At 69.8% G+C, this 19,742-nt stretch carries 19 protein-coding genes and 1 riboswitch; of the genes, 11 read left to right on the top strand and 8 right to left on the bottom strand.

All coding sequences use genetic code 11. From position 1 onward, the window contains the following. The first annotated feature begins 127 nt into the window (after nt 1–127). Complete coding sequence (locus Ate02nite_RS11430; protein WP_203803606.1) at nt 128–2,257, top strand: hypothetical protein; 2,130 nt, start codon at nt 128–130, stop codon at nt 2,255–2,257. Here the strand turns inward: Ate02nite_RS11430 and Ate02nite_RS11435 are convergent. Both Ate02nite_RS11435 and Ate02nite_RS11440 read right to left on the bottom strand, forming a co-directional pair. Further along, nucleotides 2,202–2,567: an RCC1 domain-containing protein gene (locus Ate02nite_RS11435; protein WP_203803528.1), complete on the bottom strand. Its 366-nt coding sequence runs from the start codon at nt 2,565–2,567 to the stop codon at nt 2,202–2,204. The two genes, Ate02nite_RS11430 and Ate02nite_RS11435, sit on opposite strands and share 56 nt — an antisense overlap. A gap of 18 nt (nt 2,568–2,585) precedes the next feature. After that, on the bottom strand, nt 2,586–2,834 hold the full coding sequence (locus tag Ate02nite_RS11440; RefSeq protein WP_203803538.1) for a hypothetical protein: 249 nt from the start codon (nt 2,832–2,834) through the stop codon (nt 2,586–2,588). Nucleotides 2,835–2,964: 130 nt separating this feature from the next. Here Ate02nite_RS11440 and Ate02nite_RS11445 point away from each other — a divergent pair, with 130 nt between their 5' ends. From Ate02nite_RS11445 to Ate02nite_RS11465, 5 genes are all read left to right on the top strand, one after another. Then, a complete protein-coding gene (locus tag Ate02nite_RS11445; protein WP_203803540.1) occupies nt 2,965–3,702 on the top strand; it encodes a response regulator transcription factor in 738 nt (245 codons plus the stop codon). A gap of 73 nt (nt 3,703–3,775) precedes the next feature. Further along, nucleotides 3,776–5,284, top strand: a complete 1,509-nt coding sequence (locus tag Ate02nite_RS11450; RefSeq protein ID WP_275422851.1) for a sensor histidine kinase — start codon at nt 3,776–3,778, stop codon at nt 5,282–5,284. 187 nt (nt 5,285–5,471) lie between these two features. Continuing rightward, nucleotides 5,472–6,536, top strand: a complete 1,065-nt coding sequence (locus Ate02nite_RS11455; protein ID WP_203803545.1) for a 3-deoxy-7-phosphoheptulonate synthase — start codon at nt 5,472–5,474, stop codon at nt 6,534–6,536. Nucleotides 6,537–6,606: 70 nt separating this feature from the next. Beyond that, nucleotides 6,607–8,679, top strand: a complete 2,073-nt coding sequence (locus tag Ate02nite_RS11460) for a glycosyltransferase family 39 protein (protein ID WP_203803565.1) — start codon at nt 6,607–6,609, stop codon at nt 8,677–8,679. 159 nt (nt 8,680–8,838) lie between these two features. Beyond that, nucleotides 8,839–10,077, top strand: coding sequence for a bifunctional glycosyltransferase family 2/GtrA family protein (locus tag Ate02nite_RS11465; protein ID WP_203803568.1), 1,239 nt, complete (start codon nt 8,839–8,841; stop codon nt 10,075–10,077). 253 nt (nt 10,078–10,330) lie between these two features. Here the strand turns inward: Ate02nite_RS11465 and Ate02nite_RS11470 are convergent, their stop codons facing one another. From Ate02nite_RS11470 to Ate02nite_RS11480, 3 genes are all read right to left on the bottom strand, one after another. Beyond that, nucleotides 10,331–10,615 (bottom strand): DUF3040 domain-containing protein, encoded by a 285-nt coding sequence (locus Ate02nite_RS11470; RefSeq protein WP_203803571.1) that lies wholly within the window; start codon nt 10,613–10,615, stop codon nt 10,331–10,333. Nucleotides 10,616–10,773: 158 nt separating this feature from the next. After that, the gene (locus Ate02nite_RS11475) at nt 10,774–11,868 is read right to left on the bottom strand and encodes a DNA glycosylase AlkZ-like family protein (RefSeq protein ID WP_203803575.1); all 1,095 of its coding nucleotides are present in this window, start codon (nt 11,866–11,868) and stop codon (nt 10,774–10,776) included. Nucleotides 11,869–11,881: 13 nt separating this feature from the next. Next, nucleotides 11,882–12,490, bottom strand: coding sequence for a GNAT family N-acetyltransferase (locus tag Ate02nite_RS11480; RefSeq protein WP_203803578.1), 609 nt, complete (start codon nt 12,488–12,490; stop codon nt 11,882–11,884). A 144-nt stretch (nt 12,491–12,634) separates the two neighbouring features. Between Ate02nite_RS11480 and Ate02nite_RS11485 the strand changes: the two genes are divergently transcribed. Continuing rightward, nucleotides 12,635–13,273, top strand: a complete 639-nt coding sequence (locus tag Ate02nite_RS11485; protein ID WP_239147307.1) for a TetR/AcrR family transcriptional regulator — start codon at nt 12,635–12,637, stop codon at nt 13,271–13,273. Between the two features lie 3 nt (nt 13,274–13,276). Here Ate02nite_RS11485 and Ate02nite_RS11490 read toward each other — a convergent pair whose 3' ends face one another. Continuing rightward, nucleotides 13,277–14,515, bottom strand: a complete 1,239-nt coding sequence (locus Ate02nite_RS11490; RefSeq protein ID WP_203803586.1) for a saccharopine dehydrogenase family protein — start codon at nt 14,513–14,515, stop codon at nt 13,277–13,279. A gap of 225 nt (nt 14,516–14,740) precedes the next feature. Then, nucleotides 14,741–14,899, top strand: a riboswitch (cyclic di-AMP (ydaO/yuaA leader). A gap of 1 nt (nt 14,900) precedes the next feature. On the opposite strand from Ate02nite_RS11490, the gene Ate02nite_RS11495 reads away from it, so the two are divergent. Next, complete coding sequence (locus tag Ate02nite_RS11495; RefSeq protein ID WP_203803588.1) at nt 14,901–15,584, top strand: LysM peptidoglycan-binding domain-containing protein; 684 nt, start codon at nt 14,901–14,903, stop codon at nt 15,582–15,584. Between the two features lie 53 nt (nt 15,585–15,637). Here Ate02nite_RS11495 and Ate02nite_RS11500 read toward each other — a convergent pair whose 3' ends face one another. Further along, complete coding sequence (locus tag Ate02nite_RS11500) at nt 15,638–16,003, bottom strand: YybH family protein (protein ID WP_203803591.1); 366 nt, start codon at nt 16,001–16,003, stop codon at nt 15,638–15,640. Nucleotides 16,004–16,073: 70 nt separating this feature from the next. On the opposite strand from Ate02nite_RS11500, the gene Ate02nite_RS11505 reads away from it, so the two are divergent. After that, entirely contained in the window at nt 16,074–16,952 is an 879-nt protein-coding gene (locus Ate02nite_RS11505; RefSeq protein ID WP_203803593.1) for a LysR family transcriptional regulator, read from the top strand. A 291-nt stretch (nt 16,953–17,243) separates the two neighbouring features. After that, nucleotides 17,244–17,600 carry a GatB/YqeY domain-containing protein gene (locus Ate02nite_RS11510; RefSeq protein ID WP_203803595.1) on the top strand — a complete coding sequence of 119 codons (357 nt, stop codon included), beginning with the start codon at nt 17,244–17,246 and terminating at the stop codon, nt 17,598–17,600. 416 nt (nt 17,601–18,016) lie between these two features. On the opposite strand, the gene Ate02nite_RS11515 is transcribed toward Ate02nite_RS11510, so the two are convergent. Next, nucleotides 18,017–18,700 (bottom strand): SDR family oxidoreductase, encoded by a 684-nt coding sequence (locus tag Ate02nite_RS11515; RefSeq protein WP_239147308.1) that lies wholly within the window; start codon nt 18,698–18,700, stop codon nt 18,017–18,019. Nucleotides 18,701–18,739: 39 nt separating this feature from the next. Between Ate02nite_RS11515 and Ate02nite_RS48690 the strand changes: the two genes are divergently transcribed. After that, on the top strand, nt 18,740–19,742 hold a 1,003-nt coding region (locus Ate02nite_RS48690), incomplete at its 3' end, for a DedA family protein (protein ID WP_239147309.1).

The following is a 19,742-nucleotide window of genomic DNA, read 5'->3' on the forward strand; positions in this document are numbered from 1 at the left end:
CGCTGGCACAACTCCGGGCCAACGGCGAGTGTTCCAGTCCCTCAAGCTTCCCGACAATTCCCCTCATACGGCAACTTCCTCGACGGAGAATGCCTGCGTGGGGGACCTTTCGAGTCATGTCGTGTCCATGCCGGCCCGTCCACGATTCGGGCGAGCCCGGGCGACCGCCTTCGCGGTGTTCGCTTTCGCGCTGTGCCTGATGCTGTCGGGTGCCACCTCGTCGCCGGCCTTACGCTCGCCGGCGCTGCTGATCGCCGGGATGCGGGACATACCGTCCCCGCCGTCCGGCACGCCGTGGCGGCCCGCACCGGTCGACGCGAACGGCCTGAGCATGGTGTCGAACGCCGATGGGCAGCGGTTCGTGCTGCACACCACGGCCGGCGACCGCACCTTCCTGCCGGGAGTGGATCTCGGCAACACCACCCCGGGGCACGTGCCGGCCGACGTGTCGATCTCGGCCGCGCAGTACCGCGCCTGGTTCGCGGCGATGACCTGGCTCGGCATCCGAGTGGTGCGGATCTACGACATCCACCCGCCGGCCTTCTACCAGCAGCTGGCGGCCTACAACCAGGCCAACCCGGATCGGCCGCTCTACGTGATGCAGGGCGTGTCACTCGTCGGTGATGCGTACGTCAAGAAGGGGAACCTCTACGACCAGCAGGTCACCGACGCCTTCCGGCAGGAGTTGAAGGACGCCACGCAGGCGGTGTCCGGGCAGTTGAACCGCACCACCCTGCCCGGCCGGATCGGCGGCGAGTGGACCGCCGACGTCACCCCCTGGCTGGCCGGCTGGCTCATCGGGTCGGAGCTCGACCCGGCCGCCGCGGCCGCCAGCGACCGCAAGAACGCCGACGCGAAAGCGATCACCGGCAAGTACTTCCGCAGCACGTCGGATGCGACGCCGACCGAGCGCTGGCTGGCGAACCGGATGAACGACCTGGCCGGGTACGAGGCGAAGAAGGGGCTGAGTCAGCCGATCGCGTTCGTGAACTGGGCGACCACCGATCCGCTGCGCCACCCGGAGGAGCCGCTGCGCCAGGAGGACCTGCTTCAGCTGGACGCCAATCACGTGCTGCCCACCGCGAATTGGCCGGCCGGAACGTTCGCGAGCTATCACGCGTACCCGTACTATCCGGATTTTTTGCGGCTGGAACCGGCGCTGCAAGCGCAGGCCGACCCCTACCTCGCTTATCTCGAATCGCTGCGGAAGCATCACGGCAGCATGCCCACCATGATCACCGAGTTCGGGGTGCCGTCGTCGATCGGATCGGCGCACCTCGGGCCGCTCGGGCGCAATCAGGGTGACCACAGCGAGGTCGAGGCCACCAAGATGACCGCTGAGCTGCTGCGCGGCATGCAGACTCGCGGGCTGGCCGGTGGATTCCTGTTCGAGTGGGTCGACGAGTGGTTCCGCTACACCTGGAACACCGTCGCCCACCAGGTGCCGAACCGGCGCCAGCTCTGGCGCGACCCCCTCACCAACGAGCAGGGCTTCGGGCTGCTGGCGATGGACGCGGCCCGCAAGACGGACCCGATTTCCCTGATCGACGCCGAGGGCGGCTGGCCGGCCGAGAAGGTCACCGCGCAGACCGACGAGTCGTACCTGCACCTCGAGGTCAAGCTGGGCGATTCGCCGCCGGGGTCGATGATGATCGGCCTCGACCCGCTGCCCGGCCTCACCGGCACGCCGATGGCCGGCAGCGCCGACCGGCGGCCGGACGCGATCTTCGCGCTCAACCTGGTGAGTCACACCGGGCAGGCGTACGTGCGGCAGCAACTCGATCCACTGCAGCTGGACGGCGATATCCCGGACGCGGCGCGCGGACCGGCGCCGGACGGCTGGCGTGCCTATGAGCTGCTGACCAACCGGGCCCGGACGGTGCCGAGCACGGGCGCGAAGCTGCCGATCGAGATGCAGAACGCGGGACTCCTGCGGCACGGGGTGTGGAACACCGACGACCCGGACGTGGACAGCCGGGCGCTGTGGCACCTCGACGGTGACAATCTGTCGGTGCGGGTGCCGTGGGCGATGATCGGCTTCGCGGACCCCTCGACGCACGCGGTCGGCGTGCCGAAGGCCGGCAAGCTGACCACCCAGCGCAGTCCGGGGGTGAGCGTGACCCTGTCGGCGTCCGGCACCGACCAGGTGCTCGGCCCGGTGACCTGGGACGACTGGAACCAGCCGGCCGCCACCGAGCGGATCAAGCAGGGGGCGGAGCAGTTTCGCGACGCGGCACTCGCGGTGACGAACGGCTGACCATCATCAGCGTCGCGCCCCCGGCGACCAGCAGCGCGCCGATCGCGACGAGCACCATCGGGCTGCGTCCCGGACCGTGCGACTCCGGGTAGCCGGCACCCCAGCAGTAGACGTCGCCGGCGTCGGTCAGCGCACAGGTGCTGTCCCCGTCGGCGACGAGTTGCACGACGCGCCCCTTCAGGCCGACCTGAACTAGCCGCGCCCGGCAATCGCCGGCGCACTTGTCGGCTCGCGCCTGCGCCGGTGGCCCCACCAGGAAGAGCGTCGCGACCACCACCAAGATCGCTAATACCCGACGCATGATCCGCATGCAACCATTATGGGCGTTTTATACGCTTTCGAGGGTTTTCGACACGCGTCCACTGCCCGCTGCCACCTCGGCCAGCATGGCCTGGCTGGTGATCGTGTCGGCGGCCGTGACGGTCGCGTAGCCGGCCACCTCACTGGCAGCTCCGAGCCGGGTCGTCGCGCTCATCTGTGGACCCAGGACCGCCGCCAGGGCGACCGCGGCACCCAGCGCCGCGAGACCCGAACGCCGCTTCCAGCCGAGCATCTGGTGCTTCATCGTCTGCGTCATAACCACCACGATCAGGGCGTACGGTGTCAGACGGCTGTGCGAAATATTTGCGCTTCCTGTGCGTCCGGGTCACAGGTGCTACACAGGAAGCGGAAAGGCGGCGCAAAGCGTGACCCGTGACAGTAGGGGCATGACGATGGCGAACCAAGAATCCGGCACCGAGCTCCGCCGCCCCGACGGTGGCCCGGTTCGAGTCCTCGTGGTCGACGACGAACCGACGTTGGCCGAGCTCCTCTCCATGGCCCTGCGTTACGAGGGCTGGGACGTGAAGAGTGCCGGAGACGGCCAGACCGCGGTGCGCACCGCCCGCGACTTCCGCCCGGACGCCGTCGTCCTCGACATGATGCTGCCGGACATCGACGGGCTCGAGGTGCTGCGCCGCCTGCGTGGCGAATCGCCCGAGGTGCCGGTGCTGTTCCTCACCGCCAAGGACTCGGTGGAGGACCGGATCACCGGCCTCACCGCCGGCGGCGACGACTACGTCACCAAGCCGTTCAGCCTCGAAGAGGTGGTGGCCCGGCTGCGCGGCCTGATGCGCCGGATGGGCCACTCGCCGATGCGGACCGAGTCGCAGCTCATCGTCGGCGACCTGTCCCTCGACGAGGACAGCCACGAGGTTCGCCGGGGCAGTGACCTGGTCACGCTCACCGCGACCGAGTTCGAGCTGCTGCGTTACCTCATGCGTAACCCGCGCCGGGTGCTGAGCAAGAGCCAGATCCTGGACCGGGTGTGGAACTACGACTTCGGCGGCCAGGCCAACGTGGTCGAGCTCTACATCTCGTACCTCCGCAAGAAGATCGACGCGGGTCGTACGCCGATGATCCACACGATGCGCGGAGCCGGGTATGTCCTCAAGCCGGCGGACTAAGACCCCATCCCCTCGTCCCGCCCGCTGGCGTAGCCCGGCGGGCTGGTCGCTGCGTACCCGCATCGTGGCGATCATGATCACCCTGCTGGCCATCATCGGTGTCGCCGTCGGCGGCACCGCCGAGCTGATTCTCCGCCAGCAGCTGTACGACCAGATCGACGCCAAGCTCGACCAGTCGATGAACCCGGGCCGCGGTAACGGAAGCCAGCCATTCAACGGCGGTGGTAACCAGCACCCGCCCGAGTTCAACATCAACGGGCCGTCCCCCGGCTCGGAGCGGGGCTCGATCACCGCCTCCTACGACCCGGCCGACACCAGCGCCTTCCGGGGCGGCGTGGTCACGCTCGCCCCCAGCACCAGCGACACCAGCAGCAGCAGCAACCAATACACCCTGGACTGGATTGATCTGGACGACGCGGCGAAGGCGACGTTGATCGCGGTCAAGACCGACGGCAGCAAGTCGGACGTCGACCTCGGCTCGTTCGGCTCTTTCCGGGTCACCGCCGAGGACGCCGAAGACGGCCGCATCAAGATCGTCGCACTGCCGCTCGAGCCCCTGCACAAGGTGCTGTTCCGGGTCGCTCTGGTCACCGGCGGCGCCGTACTCATCGCCCTGGTCATCGCCGGTTGGGCCGGCGTGTTCATCGTTCGCGGCACGCTGCGGCCGCTGCGCCGGGTGGCGAGCACCGCCACCCGGGTCTCCGAGCTGCGGCTCGACCGCGGCGTGGTGCAGCTGGCGCAACGCGTCCCGGAGGCCGACACCGATCCGCGCACCGAGGTGGGCCAGGTCGGTGCCGCCCTCAACCAGCTGCTCGACCACGTCGGCAACGCGCTGGAGGCCCGGCACGCCAGCGAGATGCAGGTACGCCAGTTCGTCGCCGACGCCAGCCACGAACTTCGCACCCCGCTCGCGGCCATCCGCGGTTACGCCGAGTTGAGCCGCCGCAGCCGGGCCCCGATCTCCGAGGAGATCGCACACGTGCTGAGCCGGGTCGAGTCCGAGGCCCAACGAATGACCGGGCTCGTCGAAGACCTGCTGCTGCTCGCCCGGCTCGACGCCGGCCGGCCGCTCGGCCAGGACCCGGTCGACCTGACCATGCTTGTCGTCGACGCGGTCAGCGACGCGCACGCCGCCGGACCACGGCACTACTGGCAGCTTGACCTGCCCGAGGAACCGGTCACCGTGGTCGGCGACGGCGCCCGCCTGCACCAGGTGGTCGCCAACCTGCTGGCCAACGCCCGCACCCACACTCCGGAGGGCACCACCGTCACGGTCTCGGTCCGGGCCGGTCAGGACGCCGCGGTCGTGCACGTCATCGACGGCGGGCCGGGCATCGCGCCCGAACTCCAGCCGCACATCTTCGAGCGCTTCGCCCGCGGCGACAGCTCCCGATCCCGGGCCGCCGGCAGCACCGGCCTCGGCCTGTCGATCGTGCATGCCGTGGTCACCGCGCACCGCGGCAACGTGTCCGTACAGAGCGTTCCCGGCCAGACCGTCTTCACCGTGGTCCTGCCGCTCGCCCCGGCGGACCTCGTCCCAACAGCTGGTCAGTTGCCACAGACCGTGTCCCGGTCACGGTGACGCGCTATGCTGGCCGACGTGTCTCGCATGTATCGGTGGTTTACCGGGCCGGCTCACGCCGGTGCCTCGGTTATCACTTCATGACCTGAGACACCAAGCCAGAGCCGGCCTGAGGCAGCGACGACGTCGCTGCCTTTTTGTTTGCCGGTTCTCACCGTGGGTGCCGGCGGAGAATGGGAGATCCACCGTGACTGCCCCCGAGGTCCAGCGCGTCCGTGACCAGCGCATCGCCGCGGTCGTTCCGCTGATGAGCCCCGCGCTGCTGCACCACGAGCTGCCCTTGACGGCCGATCTGCACGACACCGTGCTGGACGGCCGCCGACAGGTCGAAGACGTGCTGAACGCCCGAGATCCACGGCTGCTGGTCGTCGTCGGCCCCTGTTCCGTGCACGATCCGGCCGCCGCCGGGGAGTACGCCGGACTGCTGCGCGAGCAGGCCGACCGGCTCAGTGACGACCTGCTCGTGGTGATGCGCGTCTACTTCGAGAAGCCGCGCTCCACGGTCGGCTGGAAGGGCCTGATCAACGACCCGGCGCTGGACGGCACCGGCGACGTCGGCACCGGGCTGCGGATCGCCCGCAAGCTGCTACTCGAGATCGTCGGCCGGGGGCTGCCGACCGCGGTCGAGTTCCTCGACCCGATCACGCCGCAGTACATCGCCGACACCGTGGCCTGGGGCGCGATCGGTGCCCGTACGGTCGAATCGCAGGTCCACCGGCAGCTGGCCTCCGGTCTTTCGATGCCGATCGGCATGAAGAACCGCCCCGACGGCAGCATCAGCACGGCGATCGACGCCATCCAGGCCGCGGCCGTGCCGCACGTCTTCCCGGGCATCGACTACTCCGGCACCCCGGCGATCCTGCACACCACCGGCAACCCCGACACCCACCTGGTGCTGCGTGGTGGCGGGGGCCGCCCGAACTACAGCGCCGCCGACGTCGAGGGTGCGCTGCAGCTGCTGCGCAAGGCCGGCGAGGCGGAGCGCCTGGTGATCGACTGCTCGCACGGCAACAGCGGCAAGGACCACCTGCGCCAGCCGCTGGTCGCCGACGACGTGGCCGGCCAGGTCGCCGACGGGCAGCACGGCATCAGCGGCGTCATGCTGGAGAGCTTCCTCGTTCCGGGACGGCAGGAGCTGGGTGGTTCGCTCACCTACGGCCAGTCCGTCACCGATGCCTGCATGGGCTGGGAACCGACCGTTTCGGTGCTGGAGAAACTCGCCACCGCGTCTTCCCAGCGTCGCGCTCGGTAATCCACAGCAGCCGCACAGGGCACACGTCGAGTGTTGTCGAGTAACCGATCCACCAGCCTGTGGAGCCTCGATGACCTCGACGTTGCCCGTTCCGCCGATTGTGGCTCCGCCACCGCCACCGCCCGCGCCCACGCCGTCGCGCGCCCGGCGTCTCCTTCTGGGCGACGATCCCACCTGGGTGCGGCCGTCGCTTTATGCGCTCCTCCTGCTCACCGGCGTCCTCTACATCTGGGGACTAGACAAATCGGGCTGGGCCAACGCGTTCTACTCGTCCGCCGCCCAGGCCGGATCGGTGAGCTGGAAGGCGCTCTTCTACGGCTCCTCCGACGCGGCCAACTCGATCACTGTGGACAAGACGCCCGGCGCGCTCTGGGTGATGTCGCTCTCCGCCCGAATCTTCGGGGTCAATTCGTGGAGCATCCTGGTGCCGCAGGCGCTCATGGGTGTGGCCAGCGTCGGCCTGCTCTATGCCAGCGTCAAGCGCTGGTTCGGCCCAGCGGCCGGCCTGATCGCCGGCGCGGTGCTCGCGCTCACCCCGATCGCCGTGCTGATGTTCCGCTTCAACAACCCCGACGCGATGCTCGTCCTGATGATGGTCGCCGGCGCCTGGGCGACCTCCCGGGCGATCGAGAACGGCAAGACCAAGTGGCTGATCTGGGCCGGTGTCTTCGTCGGCTTCGGCTTCCTTGCCAAGATGCTGCAGGCGCTGCTGGTCGTGCCGGCCTTCGCCCTCGCGTACCTGATCGCCGGACCGCCGAAGCTCGGCAAGCGCCTCGTCCAGCTGCTGCTGGCCCTGGTCGCCCTGGTCGTGTCGGCCGGTTGGTACATCCTCATCGTCGAACTAGTGCCGGCCTCCGCGCGACCCTTCATCGGCGGCTCGCAGAACAACAGCATTCTCGAGCTCGCCCTCGGCTACAACGGACTCGGCCGACTCTCCGGCGATGAGACCGGCAGCGTCGGCGGCGGTGGAGGCGGCAGCGGCTGGGGTGAGACCGGGCTGTTGCGGATGTTCGACAGCTCGCAGGGCGGGCAGATCTCCTGGCTCCTCCCCGGCGCGCTGATCGTTCTGGTCGCCGGGCTGGTGCTGACCGCGCCGCGGATCCGCACCGACCGGCAACGCGCCGGCTTCGTGATCTGGGGCGGCTGGCTCATGATCACCGGCCTGGTCTTCAGCTTCATGCAGGGCATCTTCCACGCGTACTACACCGTCGCCCTGGCGCCGGCGATCGGTGCGGTCGTCGGCATGGGGTCGGTGCTGCTCTGGCGCAACCGGCGCAATCTGATCGCCTCGGCGACGCTGGCCGCCGCCATCGCGATCACCGCCTGGTGGTGCTACCACCTGCTGACCCGCAGCTCGGACTTCCTGCCCTGGCTGCGGTGGGTGGTGCTGCTCGGCGGTCTGGTCGCGGCGGCCGGCGTGCTGGGCTCCTCGCTCATCAAGTCGCGCCTGTCGGCGCGCCTGGGCGTGGTGGCTGCGGGTGCGTCGTTGGTCGCGGTTTTGGCCGGGCCCGCGGCGTACGCCGTACAAACCGCATCTGAAGGACACACCGGATCGATTCCATCGGCGGGGCCGTCTACCGGTGGCTTCGGCGGTGGCGGGGGTCGCGGCGGCTTCGGTGGAGGCGGCGGCGGGAACCGTGGCGGAGGCGGCGGCCCTGGTGGCGGCGGATTCCCTGGTGGCGGCACCAATGGCGGCGGCACCACCACGGGTGGCGGTTTCCAGGGCGGCGGCAACGGTGGTGGCGGGATGCGCGGCGGCGGGGGCGGCATGGGCAGCCTCCTCGACGCGGTCACGGTCACCGACGAGATGAAGGCGCTGCTCCAGGCCGACGCCGACAAGTACACCTGGGTGGCGGCCACGATCGGCTCGCAGAACGCGTCCGGTTACCAGCTGGCCACCGGCGACCCGGTGATGGCGGTCGGCGGCTTCAACGGCACCGACCCGTCACCCACTCTCGCCCAATTCGAGGAATATGTCTCCGCCGGAAAGATCCATTACTACATCGGCGGAAGCAGCGGGGGCAGCACGAGCACCGGCGGCAGCAACGCCAGCTCCGAGATCGCCCAGTGGGTGGCCGACAACTTCACCGCGACCACCGTCGGCAGCACCACGGTCTACGACCTGACCTCGCCGACCTCCTAACAAGGCATTTACGCCCATCAACGGGCGGCTCCCGTTTCGGGGCCGCCCGTTGCGGCGTTCACCCATTAGGGAAACGTTCACAAAGCAGAAAACGGACTCACAGTGTCCACACAGGGATGCCTTACGTATTGCCTAGTTGCGTGGCCGACCTTGGATGGCATGAGCCTTACGACGCTGCCATCGCACGCCACCGACTCGACCCGGTTCGAAGCTCCGGTGCTCGATGTGGTCGTCCCCGTCTACAACGAGGAGATCGACCTTGAACCGTGCGTACGGCGTCTGCACGCGTACCTCTCGGCCCACTTCCCGTACCGCTTCCGGATCACCGTCGCCGACAACGCGAGCACCGACTCGACCGCCGAGGTCGCCGGCCGGCTCGCCGGCGAACTGCCCGGCGTCGCCGCCGTACACCTGCCGGAGAAAGGCCGCGGCCGCGCGCTGAAGTACGTCTGGACCCACTCCGACGCGGCCGTCCTGGCCTACATGGACGTGGACCTCTCCACCGACCTCGGCGCGCTGTTGCCGCTGGTGGCCCCGCTGATCTCCGGTCACTCCGACCTGGCCATCGGTTCCCGGCTGGCCCGCGGTTCCCGGGTCGTGCGGGGCGCGAAGCGCGAGTTCATCTCCCGCACCTACAACCTGATCCTGCGCGGCACGCTGTCGGCCCGATTCTCCGACGCCCAGTGCGGCTTCAAGGCCATCCGGTCGGACGTCGCTGAACGCCTGCTGCCGATGGTCGAGGACACCGGTTGGTTCTTCGACACCGAGATGCTGGTCCTGGCCGAACGGGCCGGCCTGCGCATCCACGAGGTGCCGGTCGACTGGGTCGACGACCCGGACAGCCGGGTCGACATCGTCGCGACCGCGGTTGCCGACCTCAAGGGAATCGTGCGCCTGTTGCGCGCCTTCGGCTCGGGCCGCCTGCCACTGGGCACGCTGCGCGAACAACTCGGCCGCAATCCGCTGCCGGTGGCCGGCGTTCCGGCCGGCCTGACCGGCCAGCTCATCCGCTTCGCCGCGGTGGGTGCGGCGAGCACGCTCGCCTACCTTCTTCTGTACGCGCTACTGCGCACCGGTGTAGGCATGCAGTGGGCGAACCTGATCGCCCTGCTGGTCACCGCCATCGCCAACACCGCCGTCAACCGCCGGGTCACCTTCGGCGTACGCGGTAACGACGGCGCCTGGCGTCACCAGGCCCAGGGCCTGATCGTCTTCGCCATCGGCCTCGGCCTGACCAGCGGTTCCCTCGCCCTGCTCGATCGGCTGTCGGCCAATCCGTCGAAGCCGGTGGAACTGGTCGTCCTGATCCTGGCCAACCTGCTGGCCACCGCAGTCCGCTTCCTGATGCTTCGCGTCTGGGTCTTCCGCTCCCGCCGAGGCGCCCACACCCGGGACTGACCGCTGCCCGCGATGCGGGGGCGCATCGCGGGAAATCCCCGGCTTTCAGTCCCAGCGGGAAGACGGCGCCGAACACCCCACTCGGCGTCGTCTTTCCTTTTCCAGCTTTCCGGCCCGCTTGCTTGCTGCGGCGGGCTTTCCGCCCGCTTGCTTGCCGCGGCGGGCTTCCGGCCCGCTTGCTTGCCGCGGCGGGCTTTCGGCCCGCTTAGGGCCGCGGCGGGCTTTCAGGCCCGCTTACGGCCGCGGCGGGCTTTCAGGCCCGCTTACGGCCGCGGCGGGCGCCGCGGGCGATCAGCGTGGCGAAGACGGCGGTGCCGCAGATAGCGGCCAGGATGGCGGCCGGCCACCAGCCGAGCACGCCGAGGGCGATCGCGGCCAGCCAGATGACGGCGGCCGTGAAGATCAGCGAGACGGAATAGCGCCTGCGCGGCACCACTCTGAGGCCACCGCCCGACATGCGCGTGCAGAAATCGGGATCATCGCGCCACATATGGCGCTCAAGCTCCGCCAAACGACGGCTGTCTTCCCTGCTCAGCATGTCGTCACCTCCGGTCGGCCCCGGGCCCGCCCCCGATCGAGATCAACGCTCGATCGATGCCATTGTTACTCGCGCGTTGCCTTCGTGATACCTCCGCGTATGCCAGTTCCCGCCATGCGTCCGATTTGCCCGCAGGGCTGGCGGTTCACCGCGATGACTCACTCGAAGACGACGGCCGCCTCCGGCACCTCGCGCCCGCGCGCCACCTCGGCCGCTTCGTCCTCGACCTGTTTACGGCGCGACGCCGGCAGCGACCCGAACGCGGTGACGGTCAGGTCGACCCGCTTACGGCCGGACAGCTTGGCCCGCCACACTCCCGCGATCTCACCGTCGACGAGCAGCGCACCCGGGTTTCCGAGGGTGCGCCACACCTCTTTCTGCTGGTCGCGATCGGGCACCAGCAGGTCGCGATCGCGGGCCTGCAGCAACGGATCCATCCCCGGGATCAGCCGCACGCCGTCCGGCTCGGAAGCCTTGGCGAGCGCCCTCACCTCGGACTCCGGCAGCCACCTCTTCCGCCCGTCAACCGTCACCTCGGCCAACCCCGACGGCCAGACCCGCTTCATCTCGGCGGCGCTGCTGCCCAGGTATTTAGCCACCTCGGCCGGGCTCGCCGGACCGAGGAACCGCAGATAGGTCGCGATCAGCTCGCCGACGCCCTCGTTAGCGGTGGGCTGGGGCGGTGCGTCCGGGATCGGGCCGAGCGTCGCCTCGCGTCCGCGCGACTGCACCTCCACCCCGCCGGCCAGGCCGGAGTGCTGCCAGACGTTGCCGGCGATGTGCTGCGCCTCGCAGCCTCGGCAGTAGTAGGTCAGCTCGGCCGGCACCCGCTCGCTCACCTGGGCGCTCGCCTCGCCGCGCGGCATCGAGGTCGTCACCACCGCACGGAACGCGGCGGCCGTGGCGGTGAAGGCGGCCAGACCGAGCTTCATGCCCTCGGGGATCTGGCCGCTCTTGATGCGCGCGGTCGCGTCGGCGTCACTCACCGGCCAGAGCTGTTTGACCAGGGCCGCCAGGTCGGAGCGGCGATGCAGGTGCGGGGCACCGCGGGCCGACCACACGGTGATCAGGCGGTCGTCGTCGAGGGCCGCGCCGGTGCGGGCGGCGAGCGCGACCCGCTGGGAACCGGGAGTGTATTCCTGGACGCCGAGGTCGAGGACGGGGAGATCGGCGGGGCGCTTCCGGCTGCGCTCGGCCAGACCCAGAGCCGCCACCCGATAGGCCATCACCTGTGCACGATCGACGCTGACCATGGCACCTCCTCAGTTAGGTGCGACGACCGTACCGCCGGGCTGCGACATTTTTCAGTCGTTCCAGGCGGGTCGCGGCCCGGTCGCCGGGGAGCTCCCAGGTGTCCAGACTGCTCGGCCCGTGCGGCCCCACCTGCAGGATCGGGGGTTCGCCGGTGAGCCGGTAACCGCAGCGGCGGGCCACGGCCGTACTCGCCACGTTGGCCGGGTCGATCCGCAGGAGCAGCCGGCCCAGTTTGAGAGTGCCCCGCGCGTACATCGAAAGCAGGGAGAGTGAGCCCGACGCGACCCCGCGCCGGCGATGCTGCGCGCCCACCAGATAGCCCAGCTCGGCCTCCTTGAGGCCGGCGTCAACGCCGAAGAGCAGAACCTCGCCGATCGGCCGCTCTCCGTCCTCGGTGATCGCGAGCTGGATCCGGCGGCCGCTGACCCGGCCCTGCTGCGCACGGCTGAGGTAGGCGAGGCCGGCCTCCCGGTCGAACGGGGTCGGCATCGGCGTCCACCGGGCGATGTCCGGCTCGTCGAGCAGCGCGACCAGGTCATCGAGGTCTTCCGCACGCCATTCGCGCAGGATGAGGCCGTCGCCCGCAAGCGTGAGCGGGTAGGGAAGACGACTTGTGGACACCACATGATCCTGCCCGGATGGACCCGGTTAAGGCCAGTAGCGATCGTTATGAAGCCGATGAGGGATTCGTCATGTCGCCACTGGCTACCCGCGAGTACCCAACGTGGACGGAGTCGATGTTGCGCAAGGCATACCTTTGATCTCGTGGACGATCGGACTGCGTTGGTGACGCGGCGGGGCGAGAACTACGGCGGGCGGTCCCGTCAAGAGCGGGCAACCGACCGGCGAGACCGGATTCTCAGCTCGGCGCTGGAACTGTTCGGCACGCGCGCTTACGACGACGTGACCGTGGCCGATGTGTGCGCCGGGGCCCGGGTCTCGAAGAGGTATTTCTACGAGCACTTCGTCGACCGCCCCGACCTGGTCCGCGCACTGCACCGCCAGCAGAACGAGTGGCTGCTGAAGGGCATCGCCGGGGCCGCCCCCGAGACGCCGGGAAATCTCGACGAGATGCTGCGCCCGTCCGTGCACAAGCTCCTCGAGATGCTGCGCGCCAACCCCGAGCGGGCGCAGGTCATCTACATCAACGCACCGCGCATGGAGACCCGGCGCCGCGGTGTGCTCCGCGAGGACGCCCAGTTTCTCGCGGCACTGCTGCGGCGACTTGGCAGCCAGCCCACCGATCAGCTCCGGCAGGAGCGCCTGCTGCTCGCGCTGGTGGCCGGCCTGAGCGAGGTCATCATCGACTGGCTGTCCCGGGACATGTCCGAAGACCCGGGACTCCTAGCCGACCACCTCACCGATTACTGCCTGGCCATCCTCAGCACTCTGGCCACGCCCTGAGCCTCAGCACTTCCGCGCGGTGATCTCCAGCCCGGCGGCGCGCAGCCGGGTCACCAGAGCATCGCCGAGCGCGGTGGCGGGCGTGAGGACGCCGCCCTCGGACGGCGGCAGGGCATCGCGATCGTGGACCAGGGCCAGCGCGGACTCACCGAGCATGATGGCGGTGGCCGCGTAGCCCGGGTCACCCTTGGCCTTGACCCGGGACGTGTAGCGCTCGCCGGTGGTGGTCGTGGTGAACAGGTCCATGGTGAAGTGACCCGAGTTGCGGGAACGCTCGCTCGGCCCCTCCCCCGGCTTGGGCAGTACCCGGTCGAGCACGAACCTGGTCGGCGGGATCGACAGACCCACGATCAGCGCACCCAGACCCAGCTTGGTGGCGAACGCGATCACCGGCGACAGTGGAGACGCCCCCACGCTCATCGCCTCGCGGTAGCGGAACTGCCGCCCGTAGGCCCACTCGCGGAGCGCGTTGCTGCGCCGGACCACGCGGGTGTTGTAGGAGGCCATCACGAACGGTGCCAGCGTGCCGCGCAGCCGCGGGTTGATCTCCTCACCCCGTAGAAGCGCGACGTCGTCCTGCCGGCCCAGGTCGGGCTCGGCGGCCCGGTCCGGACTCAACGAATACGGGCTGGCGGCGAGCCGGCGCAGCTTGCGGTCCTGCTTGACCGTGTCGAGCTGGTGGCGCATCGAGTCGATGGTGCCGCCGCTCATCCCGCCCCGCATGCTGGTGACCACCAGCGTGGTGTCGGTGAGCTCGCCGGCCCCGTCGGCCTTCACCTGCTGATCGAGGACGTGCACCCCGAGGTCGGACGGGATCGAGTCGAAGCCGCACGAGTGCACGATCCGCGCGCCGGTCGAGCGGGCCAGCTCGTGGTTGTCGTCGATGCTCTGCCGCGCGAACAGCACCTCGCCGGTCAGGTCGACGTAGTCGGTGCCGGCCGCCGCGCACGCGCGCACGAGATCTTTGCCGAACTTCGCATACGGCCCGACGGTGGTGATCACCACACGGGTGGACGCGGCCACCTTTTCCAGGGCCGGTGCGTCGGTGGCGTCGGCCACCAGGACCGGCCAATCGACGCCCAGGCGCTGCTTGACCTCGGTGAGCTTGGTCTCCGAGCGGCCGGCCAGGGCGACCCGGGTGCCGGCCGGCGCATGCTCGGCCAGATATTTCGCCACCAGCACCCCGACGAAGCCGGAAGCGCCGTAGACGACGATGTCGTGATCGCGGACGAGCTCGCTCATGGTTGCCGATTCTCCATCAGGTTTCCGGCTCCGACCGGACAAGTTACCGATCGGTAATTCAAGACCGCCACGTATCGGTCATTCTCGTCATAAAGAAAGATCAAATCGGGCAATCACTGAGAAGAACGTCACCATCGCCCCTTCACGCTTGGTCGATGCCCCAACTCCGTGGTTACCGTCGGCCGGTCCGCAATTGCGGGCACCGCGAGCGGATCGCCGAGTCCCTGCCGCCGCTCGCCGGATCTCGAACTCGTGGCAGGGAGCGGGGGACCCACACGTTCCTCGGCGCGCTGGTCGCGCGCCTCGGGGTGAAGCCGCCAGGAGCGGCCGGGCACCTCAGCCCGAACCCGACAGCTGACCTCGTAGGCGTGGAGGTTTCTCTCTTATGGCTCAGATCCACAAGCATGCCCGCGTTTCGCGGGCTCGCAAGCATGCCCGCCTGGCGTTCGGCCTCACGGCCGCAGGCGTCGCGGGCACGGTTGCCCTGCTGGGACCGGCTTCGCCGGCGCAGGCGTCCAGTGTGAACTGGGACGCAGTCGCGCAGTGCGAGTCGGGCGGAAACTGGAGCATCAACACCGGCAACGGCTACTACGGCGGCCTGCAGTTCAGCCGCAGCACCTGGAAGGCCTACGGCGGCGCGAAGTATGCGTCCACCGCCAACAAGGCGAGCAAGTCGGAGCAGATCCGGATCGCCGAGAAGGTGCGGGCCGGCCAGGGCATCGGCGCGTGGCCGGTCTGCGGCAAGAAGGCCGGTTCGTCGAAGCAGTACAAGAGCACGAACACCAGCGGCTCCAAGTCGTCGGCTAAGTCGTCTTCCTCGTCGAAGTCGTCCACCCACAAGGCGACCAAGAAGTCGACGAAGAAGTCGTCGGCTTCGAGCTCCAAGGTCACCCGGTCGACGACCGTCAAGGCCACCGGCAAGCACTACGTCGTCCGCTCCGGCGACACGCTGGCCGCGATCGCGACGAAGAACCACGTCACGGGCGGCTGGCGCACTCTCTACAAGCTGAACAGCGGCAGTGTCAGCAACCCCAACCTGATCTTCCCCGGTCAGCGCATCGCGCTCTAGGCAACACTCGCGGCCCGGTCGCCTCTCCCCCGTGGCGGCCGGGCCGCACCCCCTCAGTCGGTCGGTTTCTGAAACTCCGGCTGGTCGAGCACGCGCAGCCAGGAGCCGTCGGGCTGGCGGCGCACCACCTGGGCGCGAGCGCCGGAGCCGTCCTTCGGCGGGGTCGAGGTCAGCGCCAGGCCACCGCTGACCAGCGTGGGTAGCGGCTCCTCGGGCTCGAACGCCGGCATATGCGGCAGCGCCCCCTCCCAGAGCTTCTGAATCGCGGCCCGGCCCACGGTCTGCTGCCCCGGCGGATAGGCCATGACGGCATCCTCCTCGTAGAGCAGGGCGAGCCCTTCCGCGTCCTTGGCGTTGGCGCGCTCGACGAACAGGCGGGTCAGGTCTTCGGGCTTACCAGCTTTTTCGCGTTCGGTCATGGCTCCACCTTGCTCTGGCCGGGAAAAGAAGTCCAACGCATGGTTTTTGTTGGAACTAGAATCTGTGGTTATGGAACTGCGGCAGCTCGAGTACTTTCTGGCGGTGGCCGACGAAGCCAACTTCACCCGTGCGGCCGAGCGCGTGCACATCAGCCAGTCCGGAGTAAGTGCCCAGGTCAAGGCCCTGGAAACGGAGCTGGGCGCGGAGCTCTTCGATCGCTCCGGCCGGGTCGCCCGGCTCACCGCCGCGGGTGCGGCCGCCCGGCCCTACGCTCAAGCGGCCCTCGACGCCGCAGCTGACCTACGTGAGGCGATCGACGAGGTCAACGGGCTGGTCCGGGGCCGTCTCACGGTCGGCATGGTGACCGGCTGCGAGGTCACGCCGCTGTTCGCCGCGCTGGCCGCGTTCCACCGCGAACACCCCACGATCGAGCTCGAACTCGTCGAGGACAACTCCCAGCACCTGATCGCCTCGGTGATCGCCGGAACGGCCGACATCGCCCTGGTCGGTGTGGCCGGCGCGCCGCCGGAGCACCTGGGCGCGCACGTGGTCGCCAACGAGGGCCTGGTCGCGTTGGTCCCACCCGACACGCCGCCCGCGGGATCGAAGGGCTTACCACTCGCCGAGTTGGTGTCCTATCCTCTCGTCACGTTGCCCGAAGGGACCGGGATCCGGGCCTCGTTTGACGAGGCTTGTGTGACCGCGGGCTTGATTCCTGATGTCGTGCTGGTCGCGTCAGCACCCGGCGCAGTTGCGGAGCTGGCGGCGCGCGGCATGGGAGTCGCTGTGTTGAGTGAGTCGATGGCGTCGGTGCACCCTGGTCTGGTGGCCGTGCCGATCACCGGGGTCGACATCCCGGCGTTGCTCGCTCTGGTGTGGCGACCGCGGCTGAGCCCGGCGCTGTCCGCGCTGCTGCCACATTGCCGACGAGAATTCGACAACAACTAAACAGCGACGACGAATCTCACCGACCCGCGCGGGCATGCCGGCAGCACGGCCGCACGATCGGCCGAGAGACACGGGCAGACAGGTCGGCCAGGCACCTGGGTCGCCAAGGGCCGTCTTAACGTCGGCCGGCCCGTCCAACGGTGCGGTCGGGTAGGCCGAAAGACGCGGCCGAAAGACGCGATCAGGAGGCGCCGCCGGGAGACGCGGCCAGGAGGCCACTGGGCGGGCGGAGTCCGGGTTGCCCCCGAAAACCGGTGCCGTCGCGGCTATGTGGTCGATAGCGTCGCGGGCATGACGGACAGCTCGCTGCGCGAACGGCTTCGGAAGGCCCTGCCGGTCGCGATGAAAGCTCGCGACCGGGACGCCACAACGGCTCTGCGTGCCACCTTGGCGGCGCTCGACAACGCCGAGGCGGTGGCACCTGCGGAGGGTGCGCAGGGAAGCCTGGCGATCGAGGCACTGCCGGTCGGCGTGGGTGCCACCGAGGTGGCCCGCCGCGCCCTGACCGAGCCGGAGGTCGAGCAGATAGTGCGAGCCGAACTGGCCGAACGGGAGACAGCGGCCGACGACTACGAACGTGCCGGCCACCCCGATCGCGCCGAAAAACTGCGAAGCGAGGCCCGATCCCTGGCCGCGCATCTGCAGTAGGCGGCGCCCCTCCCATCCGCAACGGAAGCAGCCACGGTCTGGCGCTCGGAACTAGACGAAGGCGGGGATCGCGGCCGGGTCACAACGCAAGCCCGGTCGCAACGCAGGCGGCCGGCGCTCACAGGTGGCTGGCGCCAGTCCCACCTGCGCCACGAACGGCCATGGTTCGGCGCTCGCAACGCAGGCGCCCGCCCTCGCCAGCAGGCAGCGCCAGCAGACAGGCGACGCCAGCCCGAGCGGTCGCGGCTACAGGCAGCGCCAGCAGATAGGCGACGCCGGCCCGCGCGGTCGCGGCTGCGGGCGGCGTCGCGGCTGCGGGCGACGTCGCGGCTGCGGGCGACGTCGCGGCTGCGGGCGACGTCGCGGCTGCGGGCGACGTCGCGGCTGCGGGCGGCGTTGGTTCTCCGGGGCGGGCGTTAGAGGCGTAGGGCTTCCGGGATTGGGGTTTCGCCGGCGAAGAGTTCGAAGGTGACTCCGATGGTGGCCGGCGTGACCAGGCAGGCGGCCAGGACGGCGGCTACGTCGTCGCGCGGGACCGGGCCACGGTTGCCCAGGTCGCGGGTGACGGTTACCCGGCCGGTGCCCGGGGCGTCGGTCAGGCTGCCGGGGCGGACGATCGTGTAGTCCAGGCCGCTGGCCACCACGTACGCGTCGGCTTCGGCCTTTGCCTCCAGGTACGGCTGCATGTCGGGGCCGGCACTGGCGGGGGCCTGGGCTCCGATCGAGGAGACCATGACGTAGCGGGTCACGTGCTCGGCCAGCGCCGCGTCGGCCAGCTTCACGGCGCCGCCCAGGTCCACGGTTCGCTTGCGGGCCACGCCGCTGCCGGGGCCCGCGCCGGCGGCGAAGACCACGGCGTCGGCGCCCTTCACGTACGGGGCCAGTGACGGGTCGTTCTCCAGGTCGCCGATCACCGGTACGGCGCCCACGGCGGTCAGGTCGCCGGCCTGCTCCGGCTTACGGATCAAGCCGCGTGCGGTGTGGCCGTCGGCGGCCAGGAGCTTCAACAGGCGGAGGGCGATTTGGCCGTGGCCGCCGGCTACGAGGATGTCCATCACCCAGTCATACCCCGATCGCGGCGCGGCCTTAGGGGCGATCACCGATTGAGGGTGGCTGATCGGCTGCATAGCGTCACGGTCATGCCCTGGCTCAACGACCTCCTCGGCGGTCTTCCGCCACTTCTGGTGTACACGGTTGTCGCCGGGCTGGTCGCCGCCGAGTCGGCCGTTGTCGCGGGGCTGGTGCTGCCGGCCGCTACCGCGCTGATCGCTCTCGGCCTACTCGCCAACGCCGGCACCGTGCAGATCGTGCCGGCGCTGCTGGTGGCGGTCGCGGCTGCGACATTTGGCGGAACGATGGCTTTTCACACCGGCCGCCGGCGCGGGCCGCGGGTGCGGACGACCCGGCTGGGCCGCTGGATCGGCGACAAACGCTGGGACCGGGCCGAGAAGCTCTTCACTCGACGGGGCGGCCGGGCGATCTTCCTCGGTCAGTGGATCGTCGGTGCCCGCACGCTGGTCCCCCGGCTGGCCGGGATGAACGGGGTGCCCTACCGCCGATTCGCGGCCTGGCAGACGCCCGCGGCTGCGCTCTGGTCACTGTGGATGGTGGGTGCCAGCTACCTGGCGGGAGCCTCTTATGACCTGCTCGCGGCCCGGGCCGGTCGGGCCGGGGGCGCGCTTGCCGTGCTGGCCACGATGATCGTCGCCCTGCTGCTGGCCGGTCGCTGGCTGGGCCGCCACCCACGCCCGTTCCACCGGCTGACCGCCGGATCCACCGCGTCCCGCATGCCCGCCCCCACTCACTCCAGCCCAGAGCCCCGGCTCGGGCCGAAGAAGGTCAGAGCATGGCTACTCGCGCTCGCAGAAAGTAGGACCTGGCCTCGCGGCGGCAAGGCACCGTTTGAGTCGCCATTCACCCGGGCCAGGGCCAGCCCGGGGACCGGCAGCGGCGCGGGCGCTAGGAACGGCGCGAGAGTCAAGAGCGACGCGGGGACCAGCAGCGGCGCCGGGAGCGGCGCGGGAGCCAGGAGCAGCGCGGGAGCCAGGAGCAGCGCGGGAGCCAGGAGCAGCGCAGGAGCCAGGAGCAGCGCGGGGACCAGCAGCGGCCCCGGGAGCGGCGCGGAGGCTAGGAGCGGCGCAG

This window comes from Paractinoplanes tereljensis, from assembly GCF_016862435.1.
Lineage (GTDB): Bacteria > Actinomycetota > Actinomycetes > Mycobacteriales > Micromonosporaceae > Actinoplanes > Actinoplanes tereljensis.

Excerpts from the sequence above, each read along its gene's own strand:
- Ate02nite_RS11430 (WP_203803606.1), top strand. The coding sequence starts at position 128 with ATGCCGGCCCGTCCACGATTCGGGCGAGCCCGGGCGACCGCCTTCGCG.
- Ate02nite_RS11435 (WP_203803528.1), bottom strand. The coding sequence starts at position 2,567 with ATGCGGATCATGCGTCGGGTATTAGCGATCTTGGTGGTGGTCGCGACG.
- Ate02nite_RS11440 (WP_203803538.1), bottom strand. The coding sequence starts at position 2,834 with ATGACGCAGACGATGAAGCACCAGATGCTCGGCTGGAAGCGGCGTTCG.
- Ate02nite_RS11445 (WP_203803540.1), top strand. The coding sequence starts at position 2,965 with ATGACGATGGCGAACCAAGAATCCGGCACCGAGCTCCGCCGCCCCGAC.
- Ate02nite_RS11450 (WP_275422851.1), top strand. The coding sequence starts at position 3,776 with ATGATCACCCTGCTGGCCATCATCGGTGTCGCCGTCGGCGGCACCGCC.
- Ate02nite_RS11460 (WP_203803565.1), top strand. The coding sequence starts at position 6,607 with ATGACCTCGACGTTGCCCGTTCCGCCGATTGTGGCTCCGCCACCGCCA.
- Ate02nite_RS11465 (WP_203803568.1), top strand. The coding sequence starts at position 8,839 with ATGAGCCTTACGACGCTGCCATCGCACGCCACCGACTCGACCCGGTTC.
- Ate02nite_RS11470 (WP_203803571.1), bottom strand. The coding sequence starts at position 10,615 with ATGCTGAGCAGGGAAGACAGCCGTCGTTTGGCGGAGCTTGAGCGCCAT.
- Ate02nite_RS11475 (WP_203803575.1), bottom strand. The coding sequence starts at position 11,868 with ATGGTCAGCGTCGATCGTGCACAGGTGATGGCCTATCGGGTGGCGGCT.
- Ate02nite_RS11490 (WP_203803586.1), bottom strand. The coding sequence starts at position 14,515 with ATGAGCGAGCTCGTCCGCGATCACGACATCGTCGTCTACGGCGCTTCC.
- Ate02nite_RS11495 (WP_203803588.1), top strand. The coding sequence starts at position 14,901 with ATGGCTCAGATCCACAAGCATGCCCGCGTTTCGCGGGCTCGCAAGCAT.
- Ate02nite_RS11500 (WP_203803591.1), bottom strand. The coding sequence starts at position 16,003 with ATGACCGAACGCGAAAAAGCTGGTAAGCCCGAAGACCTGACCCGCCTG.
- Ate02nite_RS11505 (WP_203803593.1), top strand. The coding sequence starts at position 16,074 with ATGGAACTGCGGCAGCTCGAGTACTTTCTGGCGGTGGCCGACGAAGCC.
- Ate02nite_RS11510 (WP_203803595.1), top strand. The coding sequence starts at position 17,244 with ATGACGGACAGCTCGCTGCGCGAACGGCTTCGGAAGGCCCTGCCGGTC.